Source organism: Streptomyces sp. NBC_00647, assembly GCF_045207245.1.
Taxonomy (GTDB): domain Bacteria; phylum Actinomycetota; class Actinomycetes; order Streptomycetales; family Streptomycetaceae; genus Streptomyces.
Genome location: NZ_CP109040.1, coordinates 746,568 through 760,291 on the forward strand (window position 1 = coordinate 746,568; position 13,724 = coordinate 760,291).

Below are 13,724 nucleotides of genomic sequence, written 5' to 3' on the forward strand. Positions count from 1 at the left end.
GGTCCCCTGCACCGTGCGTCCCGTGCCCCCGATCGGGCGTGCGGACAGAGGAACAAACAGGCACGGCGATGATTTCGGCGCGGGCGACCGGTCGTTATCGGGGAGAGAGAAAAGGAGATCCATCATGCCGACGCAGGAACCCGCCGAGCGACCCACGACCGAGCTCGACCCCCGCTACAGCTCCGCCCTCAATCCCCGCCCTGGTGCCGCGGACGTCACCGCGACCGAGTGGGCGGAGGCCCAGCGGCAGCTCGCGGCCGCCGAGATCTTCTGGGTGTCCACGGTGCGGCCCGACGGCCGCCTGCATGTCACTCCAGTGATCGCCGCCTGGCACGAGGGGGTGCTGTACTTCTCCACCGGCAAAGCGGAGCAGAAGGCGAGGAACCTCGCCCATGACGGCCACTGCGCGCTGACCACCGGAGGGAACTCGCTCACCGAAGGCCTCGACCTCGTGATCGAGGGCGAGGCGGAGCCGGTCACCGATCCAGCGGTGCTGGAGGCGGTGATCACGGCCTACGAGGCGAAGTACGGGCCGCACATCACCTCCCCGGAGGGCACCTTCCACGGGATCGGGGACGCCTTCCGGAAAGGCGATGCCCTGGTGTTCGCGGTGGCCCCGACGACGGCATACGGCTTCGGTCGCGACGACGGGGTCTACACCCATACGCGGTGGGCGTTCTGAGCAACGAGACACGGTTCGTCGAGGCGGGAACCGCCGATGGCCGGTTCCGCGGTTCCCGCTGACGACGGCTCAGCCCACGCTGTCGGCCGGCCCGGTGTACAGGTACGTGCTCCGCCCGGCCATGCGCTCCGGGTCGTCTTCCCACACGTTGTTGCATTCGAGGATCTGCCCGTCGGACGGCCTCACGATCCAGTTCGGACTGTGGGGGCTGTGGTCGAAGTTCTTCGACCACCTCCACGAGATCTCGGTGCCGATCCGGCCGGCTCCGTCCTTCACCCGTTCCGTCACCTTGGCACCGGGTGTGTCCGCCAGGACGCGGAAGAGGGTGGCGCGCAGTCGCGGAGAGACGGGCGCCTCGGTCAGCAGCTCGCCCGACTGCCGGACGGTCTGCTCGGCGGCGGCGGATCCCTCGGCGCCCGCGGACAGGACACGGCGCAGTGCGTCCGGCCGGGTGGGGAGCTTGTCGAGGGCGTCCCAGCTCACCTGCCGGTTGCCGACCATCCAGCGCACGCCACCCGGCGGAGCCTTCTTGGTGACGGTTCGCCCGTTCTGCGTCTTGATGACGAGCTTGCTCCGGCTCAGGTAGGTGTTGTCGGTGTGCGGCTTGTCTCCCTCCACCCAGGTCCTCACGGTGGTCTTCCAGTACGGGGCGCTTCGCTGGCTCCCGGAAGCGGCACGGTCGGCCATGGTGTTGAAGAGATCGGCCGCCGAGGCACTGGCCGCCGGGTCGCTGCCGACGCCGACCACCGGGAGGACGGCCACACCCGCCGCCACGGCCGCGACCGCGGCGGCGCAGGCGACGAGCCGGCGCCTTCCGAAGCGGGGCGCCACCACGACGGTGTCCGAGGCGGTGGCGGGTACGGCATGCTCCGCGTCCGCCGCGATCGCCCTGCGGACAAGAGACTGGGCCGTCGCAAGCACCGCGGGGTCGGGCGGCTCGGTCCGGCCGGCGTCCTTCAGGGCCGTGGCGCCCGGGAAGTCGAGTACGTGAATGTCCTGGTCCTTGTGCGTCATGCGAAATCTCCCGTCAGGTTCGTGAGCGTGGTCCCGGACAGTCCGACGCGCAGTCGGGTGCGGGCCCGGTGCAGACGGGAGCGGGCGGTGCCGGCGGGGATGCCGACGACGGCCGCCGCCTCGGTCGGCGTCAACTGCTCCCAGGCCACGAGCAGAAGCAACTCGCGCTCCGCCTCGGGAAGCCGGGCGAGCCCGCTGCGCAGTTCGGCCCCCATCGCGGCGGCGTCCAGTCGCTGGTCGACCGCCTGCCAGGGGTCACTCTCCGAGGCCTCCGACGACGGCTGCGGAGCGCCCGTCGCCCGGGACACGGTCTGCCAGTGACGGGCCAGTACGTTCCTTGCGACGCCGAACAGCCAGCCTCTGGCGGAACCGCGCGCGACGTCGTACGTGTGGCGGGTGGCATAGGCCTGCAGCCACACCTCGGAGAGCAGGTCGTCGGCGGCTGTCGGCGCACGGCGTACGAGATAGCCGTGCAGGGCGACGGAATGCCGATCGACCAGGGGCTCGAATGCCGCCGGTTCGCGTGCGGCGCGAACCAGCAGATCCTCGTCCGGGTCCATGGAATCTCCTGTCCGAGCCCGCCGGGGTGGCGGTCTCATCCCGTACTTGCACGGAAGCGGCGCGAGCGTTCGCGCTGCCGCAGATCGGTGCGCAGGGCCGTACGGGCCGCCGCACGACGGCGCTTCGGGCCCCACGGGCGCTTCGGGTTGTACGGGCTCTACGGGCTCTACGGGCTCTACGGGCTCTACGGGCTCTACGGGCTGAAGCGTCGGTGCGCGACCGACAACGCACAAGGTGCCCGAGGAGAAGCCGTCCGGCCTCGGGAGAGCCGACAGCACTAGCGCTCGCCCGATCGCTGATGAGTCGTCACCGACCGGCCGGTGCTCTGTTCATCCACTCCTTCCGCGGGTCCGTGACGGCGGAGGCGGCGACTTAGCTGGCCGCCATCCGCAGTGGCCACCCGGTTCAACCGGCCGCCTGGGCAATCTGATGGTCCAGCGCCGCGCAGAGCCAGTCGTGCGTGGCGCCGGGGGTCGGTTCCGACGGGCCGGTGAGCTCGGCGGTCAGATTCCAGTACCGGTCGATCCGGGGGTCCGCGGCCAGCAGCCCGCTCAGCCGGCGCCGGAAGGCGGGCGTGTCCCGCGTCCCGCGCGAGCGCGCGTAGGCGGAGACGAAACAGTCGAGCGCCTCGCCCTCGCGCGGTGACCGCTCCGCTCGCACCTGTCGCGCGGCCAGTCCATACGCCTCACCGAGACCGTCGTAGAGCACGGCCGGGCGGCCCCCGTCGGGCCCGTGTGCCGCGGGCTGGCCCTGACCGGTGCCGGGGCAGGGCGCGGTGACGAAGGCGTGCAGCCGGGTGAAGGCCAACACCTGGGCCGGAGTCGGGCCTTCGGGGAGCTGCGGAACTGCCTGATCGACGATGGCGGAGACCAGCCGGGCCGGGAGCCGCGGCGGCAGCCAGCGCCGCCAGAAGCGTGCGAGTGGTGCCGTGCTGGGCGGGACGGCCACGGCACCGATCAGCCGCAGTCGCTCGGCGCGTTCCTCGGGAGCGCATTCCTGGAGCAGTTGGAGTGCCGCCTCCTGCCAGCGCAGTGCAGCCAGCCGCGAGCCGACCTGCCGCAGCTTGCCCGCGACGACGTCCTCCAGCGTGTCTTCCTCGTCCAGGATCCGGCCAACTTCGGGAACCGGCAGGTCGAGGGTGCGCAAGGAGCGGATCAGGTGCAGCCGGTCGAGCGCGTCGGGGCCGTACCTGCGGTGGCCACCCGTACTGCGGGCGCCTTCGGGCAGCAGACCTCGGTCCGAGTAGAAGCGGACGGTCTTGACGGTGACGCCCGCGCGCTCGGCGAGCTCTCCGATGCTCCACATGCTGTCAGGCGGCACGACTTGAACCTCCCTCAGGGGGATTTCCTACCGTACCGGCGAGCGCGGAGCGCCGGTACGGCCGGCTCGGCGGCGAACCACAGGGCGCCGCGGCCTGCGCCTGTTCGAAGCCAGTGATCTGGTTGTGCGTCGGTCCGGCGCCACGGGAGTCGCTTTCCCGTACCGGTTCACGGGCTTGCCTGGGGACTGCCCGAGCGGGTGACCTCCCAGAGCCGGATCGTCCGGTCGGTGCCGCCTGCGGCGAGGAGTTCGCCGTCGGCGGCGAAGGCGATGGAGTCCACGTTGTCGGGGGCGGTCAGGGGGGCGCCGAGCGGTACCGGCTTCGCCGGGATGGCCATGTTCCAGAGATGGACCTTCCCGTCCGCGCATCCGCCGGCGAGGAGCTTCCCATCGGGGGCGAAGGCAACGGAGTAGACCGCCTCCGTGGTGGTCAGCGGCCCGCTCACCGGTTTCGGTGCCGCCGGGTCGCTCACGTCCCAGAGCCGGACCGTCTTGTCACCCCCGCCACTGGCCAGGAGGTCGCCGTCCGGGCGGAACGCCACGCTGTAGACGCGGTGCCCGTGGCCGGTGAGGCGTTCCCCACCGTGGACGGCGGGTCGGCGGCGTTCCACAGCCGGACCGACTCGTCGGCGCTGCCGCTGGCCATGAGAGTCCCGGGACCGAACGCCACAGAGATCACAAGACCTCGCACGAGAAGGCCGCGAGCCTCTCCGGATCGTGGCAGTCAACGGCCAACTCAGTGCACCTACTTGTCATGACTCTCCCCAGGCAGTGCGGACCGGGTTCGGAGTATTGGCCAGGCCGCCCGTCCGACAGATCCGCGATCTTCCTGGCCGGCGAGGCCATCAGACGCGCTTGACCCGGCATCAGATACGCGAGCAGCCCCTGGTGGGAACCGGTCTGCGAAGATCACGTTCCGGAACCCAGAGGCTTCACGCGTGATTCAGTGGCAGAGCACACCCACTCCGCACTGATCACCGGCAACGGGCCCGGGCGTCCGCGCGTTGACCGGCGAGCGTGAGTCGGCCGCCCCGCGTGTCCTTCATCGCCTTCAGCTGCCGGTCCAAGTTCTCCTTGGCGCTGTTGGACAGCGACCAGCCGAGCGGAGCCTGCGCGCCCGGGCCTCGCACGTTGGGAAGCCGAAGATAGTTCCCGCAGCCGAAGGCCCCGAAGGCCCGCTGTCGCGCGTTCGCGTCTTTCGTGCCGTATGCCCTGACCAGGCCGTTGATCGGCGCGAAGAGCTCACCGGAGCGGCCAGGTGGCGTCTCGGAGGCCACACTGCTGTAGCCGTTGTCGATCTGGACGAGCACCAGCTCGACCTTCCGGGTGCGGGCTCGGCGTTGGCCGCATTTCGCCGCACCGGCCACCTGGTTGTAGCAGTCCACCAGCGGCTTCAGCTCGTTGAAGAGATCCACCGCTGTCAGACTGCCGGTGCCTTCCACATAGCCTCCGTCCACCACGGACAGCCAGGCCCGTGCTCTCGCATCCTTCTTCACCGTCGAGTCGCACGTTTCGGTACCGAGGCGCCCGGACGGCGTGACGTACGGGAAACGTGCCGACAGGAGCGCCGCCGTGGACCGTCGGACGTCCTGCCTGCCGCACAGGAAGCCGCCGCGGACGTCGATCAGCGTCGGGCCGCCCTTCTCCCCGTGGGTGCCGTCCTCCGGGCGCCGGGCGCAGGACGTCGGCCCCACCGGTCGGTCGAAGGCTCCGAGCCGGACCGGGGCCGTAAGAACCCGGCAACCACTCTCGACGGATGTGCCGTTGAGCAGCGCCAGCGGGTGCCAGTAGGGTCCGCGTCGCTGCCAGGTGGCGTAGAAGTCCTCCTTCAGTTCCTGTTGCCTGCCCTCCCACGACTGCTCCAGCACCGCCGCCCGGTCCTTCCCCGGGAATCCGATGAAGGAGCGCGGCAGGTCGACGTACGTCATCCAGGCCAGCGGAGCGGACAGGTGGTCCGCGCCGAACACCCACCTGTGATGTGCAGGGTCGTTCGTGCGGGGTCGGGCGAGCCATGAGATCGCGCCGAGGCTGCCGCCGGAGATGCCGCTGACGGCGAAGACGGGTGCGCGGCCGTCCGTGGGCTCGCACCCGGAATCCGGCGCGGGCGTGATGGGCGTCGGCGGGAAGAGCTTGTCCAGCACGCCGGCCGTCCAGTACGCGGCACGGACGCCACCGCCGGACGCAGCGACGACCACCAGCGGGAGCGGACCTTTCGCTGGGGCTGTCGCGCAATTGGCGTCCAGCCAGTGGTCGAACTGCTCGGTGAGGTCCGGCAGATCGGCAGGGCCTGCTTCCGTACTGTCGACGGTGACCCGGACGGGGTGGTTCCCCTGAACGTCGATGGACGAGGCGAGCAGGAACCAGACGAGGAGGAGGGAGAAGACGGGCGTCCGTCGCAAGCCCAGCAGCCGGAATCCGGCCACAGGCGTTGCTCGCTCCGACCAACGCTGGAGTTCGTTCAGGAGGACCAGCAGGACGCAGAGGAAGAACGTCAGCACCGCGAGGGGCCCGGCATGGGCGGGCAGACTCCAGCGATAGTCGTCGGTCAGCGTGTAGATGGATACACCCACGAACACGACACAGAAGACCGCAAGCACCGTGTACAGCTGCGATTTGCTGTCCCGAGCCGTCGGCGGTTGCGATGTCCTGTCCTGGTCCGTCGGCGGTTTCGCCCAACTCCACTTACTCTCCGCCCATTCCAGTCCTGCCGGTAGGGCAACCCCGACCAGTGCGCATGCGAGACCGCAGAAGGCGAGGGCGATCGCGGCCGGCCGATGGGGGCCGACGACCGCGGTGGCCACCGCGGCGCGGACGGCGAACACTCCGAGGGCAAGCAGCGGCAGCGCGGCCAACAGCCGCGCGGTGGAGAGGAGTCCCGCCCGCCGCACATCCTGCTCAGGGATCATCTCGGCCCTGCTCGTCGCCGTCTCCAGCGCCTCGTCGATTCCGCGTTCCCCCTCCTGCGTGCCGAACCGCCAGGCCGCGCCGCCGAGCGCGGACAGCAGCACGATGAACGCGAGCAGCGCCGCCGGCGCCCTCAGCCGGAGCCAGTAAAGTCCCCCGACGAACGCGAGTGCGGCGAGCAACGCCAGGTATCCCTGCGGCACCGGCTTGTACGCCTTGTCTGCGGTCAGTGCGGTGCGGTGGACGCTGCGCCACAGCAGCAGACTGAAGACGAGCGCTGCCACCGGCGTCCACACGGCGGTGCCCACACGATCCGGCAGGGCAAGCAGCGCGTCCTGAACCTGGTCCATGCCGAATCCCGTGAGCAGGAGCAGCAGCACGACGGCCAAAGCGGCCTGGAGGCGAATCAGGCCGATGTACCTCGGCCAGCCCCAGGTGCTCAGGACCCTGGTGCGGACGGTCAGCAGACCCAACAACACCAGGGCCAAGGCCACGAGCAGCCACTTGGCGCAGGAAGCCAGACCTGCGACGTCGCCCAGCCGGTCGACCTCATCAGGCGTCCAGCCATGCCTGGAGAGGGCCAGCTGGCAGCAGTCCTCGACGAGTTCCACCACGAAGAGGAATCCGGCCAGAGACCCCAGGACGGGCCACCCGCTGCCGATGGCAAGCGAGGCCGCGACCGGGTCGTTCGTAGCGATGGACTCGTTGTCGGGGTTGCGAGGGAGTCGGCTGCGCAGGCGTCTGACAGCCCAGAGGAACAGGAAGGTATAGAGCGCGACGAAGAACAGATCGAGGACAACGTAGACCCGGATCAACTGCCGGGCTTGCTCCCCCTCGGTCTTCGGTTCGAAGGGCCTGCCGGCCGTACCGGCGTTCCGGAACGCCTTCAGGCACTCGTCCACCCGGTCGGCGGGCCCCTTGTCGGCAGACGTGCCCTGCACCCGAGTTGGCGAGGTCTCGTCCGGCAGGGTCTCGGTCCACACACACCAGGCCGTCCGCCGGTCCTCACGCGCTTCCTGAGACGTGGCGTCGAGCCGGAGACTCCCGAGAGTGGCAGAGGGATACCCGGGCGCCTCGATCCTGCCGAGAGCGGCATCCACCTCGAGCAGGCTGACGAAGAGCAGGAGCAGCAGGACACACGCGGCGGGAATCCACGCCCACACCCGGCCCAGCCACGAGAACAAGGAAGTTGGGGGCACGTGCACCTCGCGCTCGCAGTCGGACACCGCAACGACGCTCACAGTGTTGGAGACAGACACTGAAGACTCCAGCATGAATCGCCGCACAGCAGGCTGAACGGGCCGGCAGCGTGTTGCCGACAGGTGACGCACCGGCAGCGATAGCACGTGAGGGGCGACAGCCAGGTGGTCGGGTTCCATCGTCGATGGTGCCAAGGACGGTGCGTCGGCGTCGAACGAGACGACCCTTCAGTGCCTGGCCAACGCCGCCACTGGACGCTACGCCCCCTACTCGCCTCGCTCCCGGACGGTCCCGGGCCCGCAGCGCGGTCGCTGACGCGCTCCCCCGGGCGCGCCCCGCCGATCGGAGGAGCGGCGGCCACTCGATCAGTCACCGTCCGTGCGCCCCGCCGTCCCGGCTCCTCGTGCCGGCCGGGGGCGGCGGAGATGCTGACCCCCCTGGGGAACAGCCGTTCCCCGGGGCGAACAGACATCGGAGGCGACCTTGTCGCACATGACCCCCGTTGACCACCAGGTCAAGCACAAATCGACCATCCCGGCGAACGTCGACGAGGAGATCAACCTCTTCGTACGGGAATACAAGGCCACCGGGTCCAGCGGCACCCCCAAGCCGGTCCTCATGCTCCACGGCAGGAGCGTTCCGGCCCTCCCCGGCTTCGACCTCGTGCTCCCTGCGCCCGGTGGCTCCGCGCACCCGGACACCAGGTACAGCTGGGCGCAGGCCCTGGCGGGCAAGGGCTACAACGTGTACATCATGGACCTCCAGGGATCCGGGCGCTCCCCCCGCCCGAAGATGGACGACCCATGCAACGCCAACCCTGCCCAGCGGGATCTCCTGGAGATCAATCCTGGTACGGGAACCTGCTCCGCGACAGCGAACTATCCCCACCAACTGGGCAACTCCCGGAGCGAATGGGACGAGCTGGCCACCGTCGTCCAGTTCATCAGGGGACGGTGCAACAACGAAAAGGTCGCGTTCATCGGCTGGTCCGCGGCCGCGTTCGTCATGGGTCCGTACGCGCTGCAGAATCCCGGGGACGTGGCGAGCATGTTCCTGCTCGCGCCCATCTTCCCCCCGAACGGCCGCTGGTCGACGAATCCCGCCAAGCCTTTCGCTCCGCCGCCCGGAACGGGCCTGCCCACGCAGCCCGTGTCCACGCCGCCGGCCGTCTTCGGCTTCCCGATGAACCTGACCAGCAAAGCGGGGCTCCAAGCCGGCATCCCTGACAAGAGCCTGGCCGACCACGTGTGGCAGACCATCATGGACAGCGACAGCACCGGCAAGAAGTGGGGTGGCCCGACCGCGGGAGCACCCGAAGGCGTCATGCGGTGGCGCAACTCCTACTGGTGGGGCTGGAACACCAGCACCGTGCCGCACGCCTCCACGCTCGGCAGCACCGTGCCGGTGTGCATCGTCTACGGAGACCAGGACAGAACGGCCAACACCCCGGAGGAGCTGGGGCCGGTGCTGCACTTCTCCGTTCCGAAGCTCTACAAGGAGATCCCGGGCGCCAAGAAACTGATGCTCCGTGTCGAGGGCTGGGACCACAACCCCGTCTGGGAACGGCGGGCCGCCAAGACCCTGCAGCACATGTCCTGGAAGTGGCTCGAAGGCAAGAAGGTGTACGGCGTCGAGAGCGGAAGCTGGGTCATGGACACGGACGGCGTGCTGGCGGAAGTGAACTGAAGCCTCGGGCCTCGGGCCTCGGGCCTCGGGTGAGGCGTACCGCAAGTGCGGCCGTGCCGGTTCGATCCGGCGTGTGGTGCGGGAAAAGCAGATCCCGACCACGTGTGTGCGTCTGATGCAAGCGTCCTCTCCCTGAATCGCCCACGACGGCGCCCCACAACACTGTTTGCGGGGCGCCGTGTCGGGGCTCCTAGACGAGTAAGTCTGATCTCCGGTCACCGGACGGAGTGCACACCAGATAACAGCTTCAGCCCCCAGTAGAACCGCAAGTGGCTGGCGCAGTACCCATAGCCCGCCCATCCGGCCAGGTCCTAGCGTTTCACCGTTGGCCGCGACATCCCGCAGGGCACCGGGGTGGAGTCCACGATCCAGCAGTCGTCCAGCCAGAAGTCGCTCGACTTCGCCAGCATCCGGACGACCCGCTTGACCAGGCCGAGCGCGGACCGCGGCCGCTTGTTGTAGCCGGACTGCTGAGGGAGGTACGGGAACATCCCGGTGAGGTGCTTGCCGGCGTAGCGCAGCCAGTGCGTCTCGGGCGTGAAGCCGAGCAGCGACTGGGCGAGCGCGAGGCACACGAGCTCGGAGTCGCTCAACACCGGGGGCCTGCCCAGCCGTCGTGGTCCCGCCAGCTCGTCGTCGATCTTCACGTACAGGGCCGTCAGAAGGGTCTCGATGCCGTTCGTCACACAACGATCAACGAGACCCTTCTCCTTTGCGCCCGCAGGACTTCGAACCTACTCGCCTATCCCTACCAACCGGGGTGGGGAGGGGCCACTCAGCATTCGTTGCAGCGCGGGAGCGGCCCCCGCTCACAACCGGCGGGTGAACTCCTGGCGGTCGGCGAAGTTCTCGTAGCCTGCCCGTTCGAAAGCCATGATCATGGCGGTGTTGGCCGCGTCGCAGTCGCCGCGGATCTCCTCGGCGCCCGCTTCGACCAGCAGCCGCGTGCCGCGGGCCACCACCGCCGTCGCGTAGCCGTTGCCGCGGCAGGCGGGAGACACCGCCACCAGGCCGATCACCGCGGTCGAGGGGTTTCGGGCGGGGAGGCTGAGGGCAGCCGGCGTGCCGTCCGGAGCGTAGCCGAGTTCCCACCACGAGGGCTCGTACGAGAACTCCTCCATGTCCGCGAAGAGGCTCTCCGCGGCACGCCGGGCGCCATGCCGGGCGACCTTGGCGGCGAGTTGGGCGTCGGCGCTGGTCGGCAGCGCCTCGGCGAGGAGAGCGATGAACGGCTCACGGCCCAGACTGGGCAGGGAACGCCAGGTCAATCGGTCATCATGCGAAGGGAGTTCTGCCCCGGAGCGGCGGCGGAAGCGGCGACCGTCACGGGCCCGCTCGAAGCCCGCCAGACGGAGAAGCTCGGCGCGCCGTTCCGGCTCCGCCTGGTACTGCGGTGGCTGCGTCGGCGAGTCGGTGACGTGCTCCAGCTCCGTGGCGCCGAGCGAGTCGGCCAGGGCGACGGCCTCGGCCAGCAGCGCCTGGCCGGTGGCCAGGCCGGGTTCGTCCCACGGTGTCTCAAGGAGCACCAGGGCCATCGGGACGTCGTTCCCGGGGAGGGTCCATAGCGCGGTGGCCGCGGTGAGCCGACCGGCCTCGTCCTCCGCGACCAGGCACCACTCCGGCCGGGTGCACTTCTTGGCAAGTAGGTCGGTGAGGTAGGCGGCCGTTCCGGCGTTGCGCTCGGGACGGCCGGAGTGCTGGACGAGGGCAGGTAGTTCGTCTGGGCGCGCTCTACGTATAGGCATGTACTGGGATCATCCTGTCTCTCGATGACGTAGCCGGCTCTGCATGAAATCGCCACCCAGTGGCACCGGCAGGCCTGGCTGTTCCTGCCCTGGTCGGACCGACCATCAGACCCGGGCCTACGGACTGGATACTGTCGGCCTCCTGCCGCAGCGGTGGTTCCCACGGCCGATCGGCGGTGGTCATGGCCTGGCGCAGGGCGGTGCGGCGTAGGCATCTCATTCCACCGGGTAGCGCACCACCAACACCCCCTCCACATCCCTCCCCACCGCCTCGTACTGATGCGGTACATCCGCCGCCCACCGGGCGTGGCCGCCCGGGCCCACCTCGAACGGGGCGGAGGCGGGACCAACCCGCGCCGTGCCGCTGAGAACCAGCAAGTGCTCCTCCGTGCCCGGCACATGAGCGGCCGAGCGCTGCACCGCGCCGCTCTGAATGCGGATGCGATACACCTCCGACACCGCAGCCGTGTCCTGCACGCGGTCCGTCAGCACCGCGTGCACCGCCGCGCCCCGCACCGGGACGGGGCCGACGACCGTGCTGAGCGGCGCCTCAAGGGCCGTGGTCAGCGCGTACAGCGTCTCCAGGGTCGGATTGCGCCGACCGGTCTCCAGTTCCGAGAGCGTGCCCTTGCCGACGCCGGAGCGGCGGGCCAGTTCCGACAGCGACAGGCCGCCGTCCTGGCGCAGACGGCGCAGCCGCTCGCCCACCTCCTGGGCCAGTTCCATAGCTTTCCGCCCCTACCGCGCCGGTGATGCATTGTCGTGACGCGACTAGCGTTCCATAAACAGAACGTTCTGTAAACGGAACGATCGTGGCGATGCACACGCACCGCGACTCAGACGGGTTCGGACTTACTCGTCCAGGGCCAGAGACGACTTGGACGTCATCCTCGGCAAGCGCCCGGTAGAGGGTTGACCGGCGACCGGCCCACTCCGAAGTCGCGGGCGATGGCGGTCACGGGCTGCTGTGGAGTGCGACGGCGGCGGTCGCGGTGCTCGATGTCCTGGGCTGACGCGATCAGTTCCAGTGTGTCGCGGCCGAGCCGGTCGAGCATGGTGATGGTCAGGCTGCCGTTCGGCCGCAGCCCGACTGCCACCCGGGGCAAGGAGGACACGACTCGATCGCTTCCGCGTCCTAGGCGGCGTCCGCCAGCAGTCGGTCCATCAGGGCTCGGCCTTCCTCCCGCAGCAGGTCATCGGAGCCGTAGGAGCGCTTCGGCCAGTACGCCCGCCCATCGATCCATGGGACGCCCGTCGGCGATTCGTCCGTGCGGCCACGGAGTTCGAGGTTGCCGACAGACTCCACGGGCAGGTCGGGCGGGAGCTTGCTCGCCCCCAGGAACCGACGCCAAGGCTGAGGCAGAGGCCTAAGCTCCAGCACCGCTTCGGGTCGGACGTCGTCGCCCCCGATGGCCGGGAACAGCACCAGCAGGGCGATTCCGCCCCAGGGCGGGTCGTACATCAGGGCATACCGCTTGGGCACGGGGCCGGGCGCGCAGGCCGCACGGGCCAGAGCCCTGGCCGTCGCCCCACCGGCTCCCCGGAGACGGTGGGCCCCGTAGAGCCCCAGGCCGACCGATACCACAAGCGGGTACCAGGCATCGGGCGCTATCGAAGGGCCGGCCAGCCAGAAGATCGCCAGTACAAGAAGCGTGTAGACCAGCGCCGTGGCCAGCGTGGACAGACCTGAGATGCTGCGCAACGTCCGCACCCGCCACCACCGCACCTTGCGAATGTCAGCCTCGTTACTGCTACGCGCCCTGGGCCTGGGCAGCGCGGCCTGGCGCCGCGCCTCGGCCGTCAGCGTCGCGTATGTGAACGCGCCAGATCTGAGCGCCAGGCTCTCTTCATCGTCGTGCGACATCGGGCCCCTCTCCCCCGCGGGTATCATCCCGCGCCCCAAGTTGATGTAGCAGACACCGACTTTAGACCCTCAGGTTCCGCAGGCGCACGGGATCTGCGGCCGTGTTGATCCTGGGCAGCGATCCATCCGCGTCGTCACGTGGCGGACAGACTCCATGAGCCGGCGGAGCGCACCTGGTACTAGCCGCGGCCCGGCCACTCGAACGTGCGCTCCCCGGCGCTGCCCTCGGTCACCGTCACCCGGTAGGCGAGCCGGTCGTCCAGAGCCTCCAACTGGATCACGCTGGGGCCCTCGTACCGCAGAACACCCGGACCCGGATCCCCCCGGGTAGTGCACGACATCGGATCCGGTGCCGTTGATCTCGTCGTGGAAGCGGGGCACTTCTCGTAGCGGTGCCGGGGTCGCCGTCCACGCCTCATGGCCGCCGACGGCAAATACCCGGAAGGCGACTGCCTTCTTCGCCTCCGGCAGCGGAATCCGGGCGATGACGGGGGCACCGTCACCGGTCAGCCGGTAGAGCCGTGAGGAGCGCCCCTTCCTGTCCTCGAAACGCAGGTTGACCCGTCCCCGCTCGTTCGTCGAGAAGACCATGAGGGCCGGCCGGTACGACGGCATTGCCAGCTGATGCGTCTGCTCGCCGCTGCTTCCCGTCCCACTGACCTGCGACTGGGGGGGCGCTCCCCGACATCGCCGTCGGGAACCTGGCCGTACGCGGCTGTGTGCCAGGGAGCCCGCTGACCGGCTCCGG

The 13,724-nt window shown here is 69.7% G+C and carries 11 protein-coding genes and 2 pseudogenes; 2 read left to right on the forward strand and 11 right to left on the reverse strand.

The window, feature by feature from the left end:
- Nucleotides 1–124 precede the first annotated feature (124 nt).
- Nucleotides 125–682, forward strand: a complete 558-nt coding sequence (locus OG788_RS03155) for a pyridoxamine 5'-phosphate oxidase family protein (RefSeq protein WP_351556704.1) — start codon at nucleotides 125–127, stop codon at nucleotides 680–682.
- A 69-nt stretch (nucleotides 683–751) separates the two neighbouring features.
- Here the strand turns inward: OG788_RS03155 and OG788_RS03160 are convergent, their stop codons facing one another.
- From OG788_RS03160 to OG788_RS03185, 6 genes and pseudogenes are all read right to left on the reverse strand, one after another.
- Nucleotides 752–1,696, reverse strand: a complete 945-nt coding sequence (locus tag OG788_RS03160; RefSeq protein ID WP_406368981.1) for a hypothetical protein — start codon at nucleotides 1,694–1,696, stop codon at nucleotides 752–754.
- A complete protein-coding gene (locus OG788_RS03165; protein ID WP_406368982.1) occupies nucleotides 1,693–2,256 on the reverse strand; it encodes an RNA polymerase sigma factor in 564 nt (187 codons plus the stop codon). Before OG788_RS03165 ends, OG788_RS03160 begins: the two co-directional genes overlap by 4 nt.
- Nucleotides 2,257–2,662: 406 nt before the next feature.
- Complete coding sequence (locus OG788_RS03170) at nucleotides 2,663–3,577, reverse strand: MerR family transcriptional regulator (RefSeq protein WP_406368983.1); 915 nt, start codon at nucleotides 3,575–3,577, stop codon at nucleotides 2,663–2,665.
- Nucleotides 3,578–3,744: 167 nt separating this feature from the next.
- Entirely contained in the window at nucleotides 3,745–4,188 is a 444-nt protein-coding gene (locus OG788_RS03175; protein WP_406368984.1) for a WD40 repeat domain-containing protein, read from the reverse strand.
- 67 nt (nucleotides 4,189–4,255) lie between these two features.
- Nucleotides 4,256–4,333: pseudogene (locus OG788_RS03180) on the reverse strand (VOC family protein); the annotation flags it as partial.
- A 218-nt stretch (nucleotides 4,334–4,551) separates the two neighbouring features.
- Complete coding sequence (locus tag OG788_RS03185; RefSeq protein WP_406368985.1) at nucleotides 4,552–7,680, reverse strand: hypothetical protein; 3,129 nt, start codon at nucleotides 7,678–7,680, stop codon at nucleotides 4,552–4,554.
- A gap of 493 nt (nucleotides 7,681–8,173) precedes the next feature.
- Here OG788_RS03185 and OG788_RS03190 point away from each other — a divergent pair, with 493 nt between their 5' ends.
- Entirely contained in the window at nucleotides 8,174–9,367 is a 1,194-nt protein-coding gene (locus OG788_RS03190; RefSeq protein WP_406368986.1) for an alpha/beta hydrolase, read from the forward strand.
- A gap of 217 nt (nucleotides 9,368–9,584) precedes the next feature.
- Here OG788_RS03190 and OG788_RS03195 read toward each other — a convergent pair.
- From OG788_RS03195 to OG788_RS03215, 5 genes and pseudogenes are all read right to left on the reverse strand, one after another.
- Nucleotides 9,585–10,053 (reverse strand): annotated as a pseudogene (locus OG788_RS03195) (IS982 family transposase); the annotation flags it as partial.
- Nucleotides 10,054–10,176: 123 nt separating this feature from the next.
- Nucleotides 10,177–11,112: a GNAT family N-acetyltransferase gene (locus OG788_RS03200; RefSeq protein ID WP_406368987.1), complete on the reverse strand. Its 936-nt coding sequence runs from the start codon at nucleotides 11,110–11,112 to the stop codon at nucleotides 10,177–10,179.
- 216 nt (nucleotides 11,113–11,328) lie between these two features.
- Nucleotides 11,329–11,838, reverse strand: coding sequence for a helix-turn-helix domain-containing protein (locus OG788_RS03205; RefSeq protein ID WP_406368988.1), 510 nt, complete (start codon nucleotides 11,836–11,838; stop codon nucleotides 11,329–11,331).
- A gap of 158 nt (nucleotides 11,839–11,996) precedes the next feature.
- A complete protein-coding gene (locus tag OG788_RS03210; RefSeq protein ID WP_406368989.1) occupies nucleotides 11,997–12,227 on the reverse strand; it encodes a hypothetical protein in 231 nt (76 codons plus the stop codon).
- Between the two features lie 20 nt (nucleotides 12,228–12,247).
- Nucleotides 12,248–12,976 (reverse strand): hypothetical protein, encoded by a 729-nt coding sequence (locus OG788_RS03215; RefSeq protein ID WP_406368990.1) that lies wholly within the window; start codon nucleotides 12,974–12,976, stop codon nucleotides 12,248–12,250.
- Between the last annotated feature and the right edge of the window lie 748 nt (nucleotides 12,977–13,724).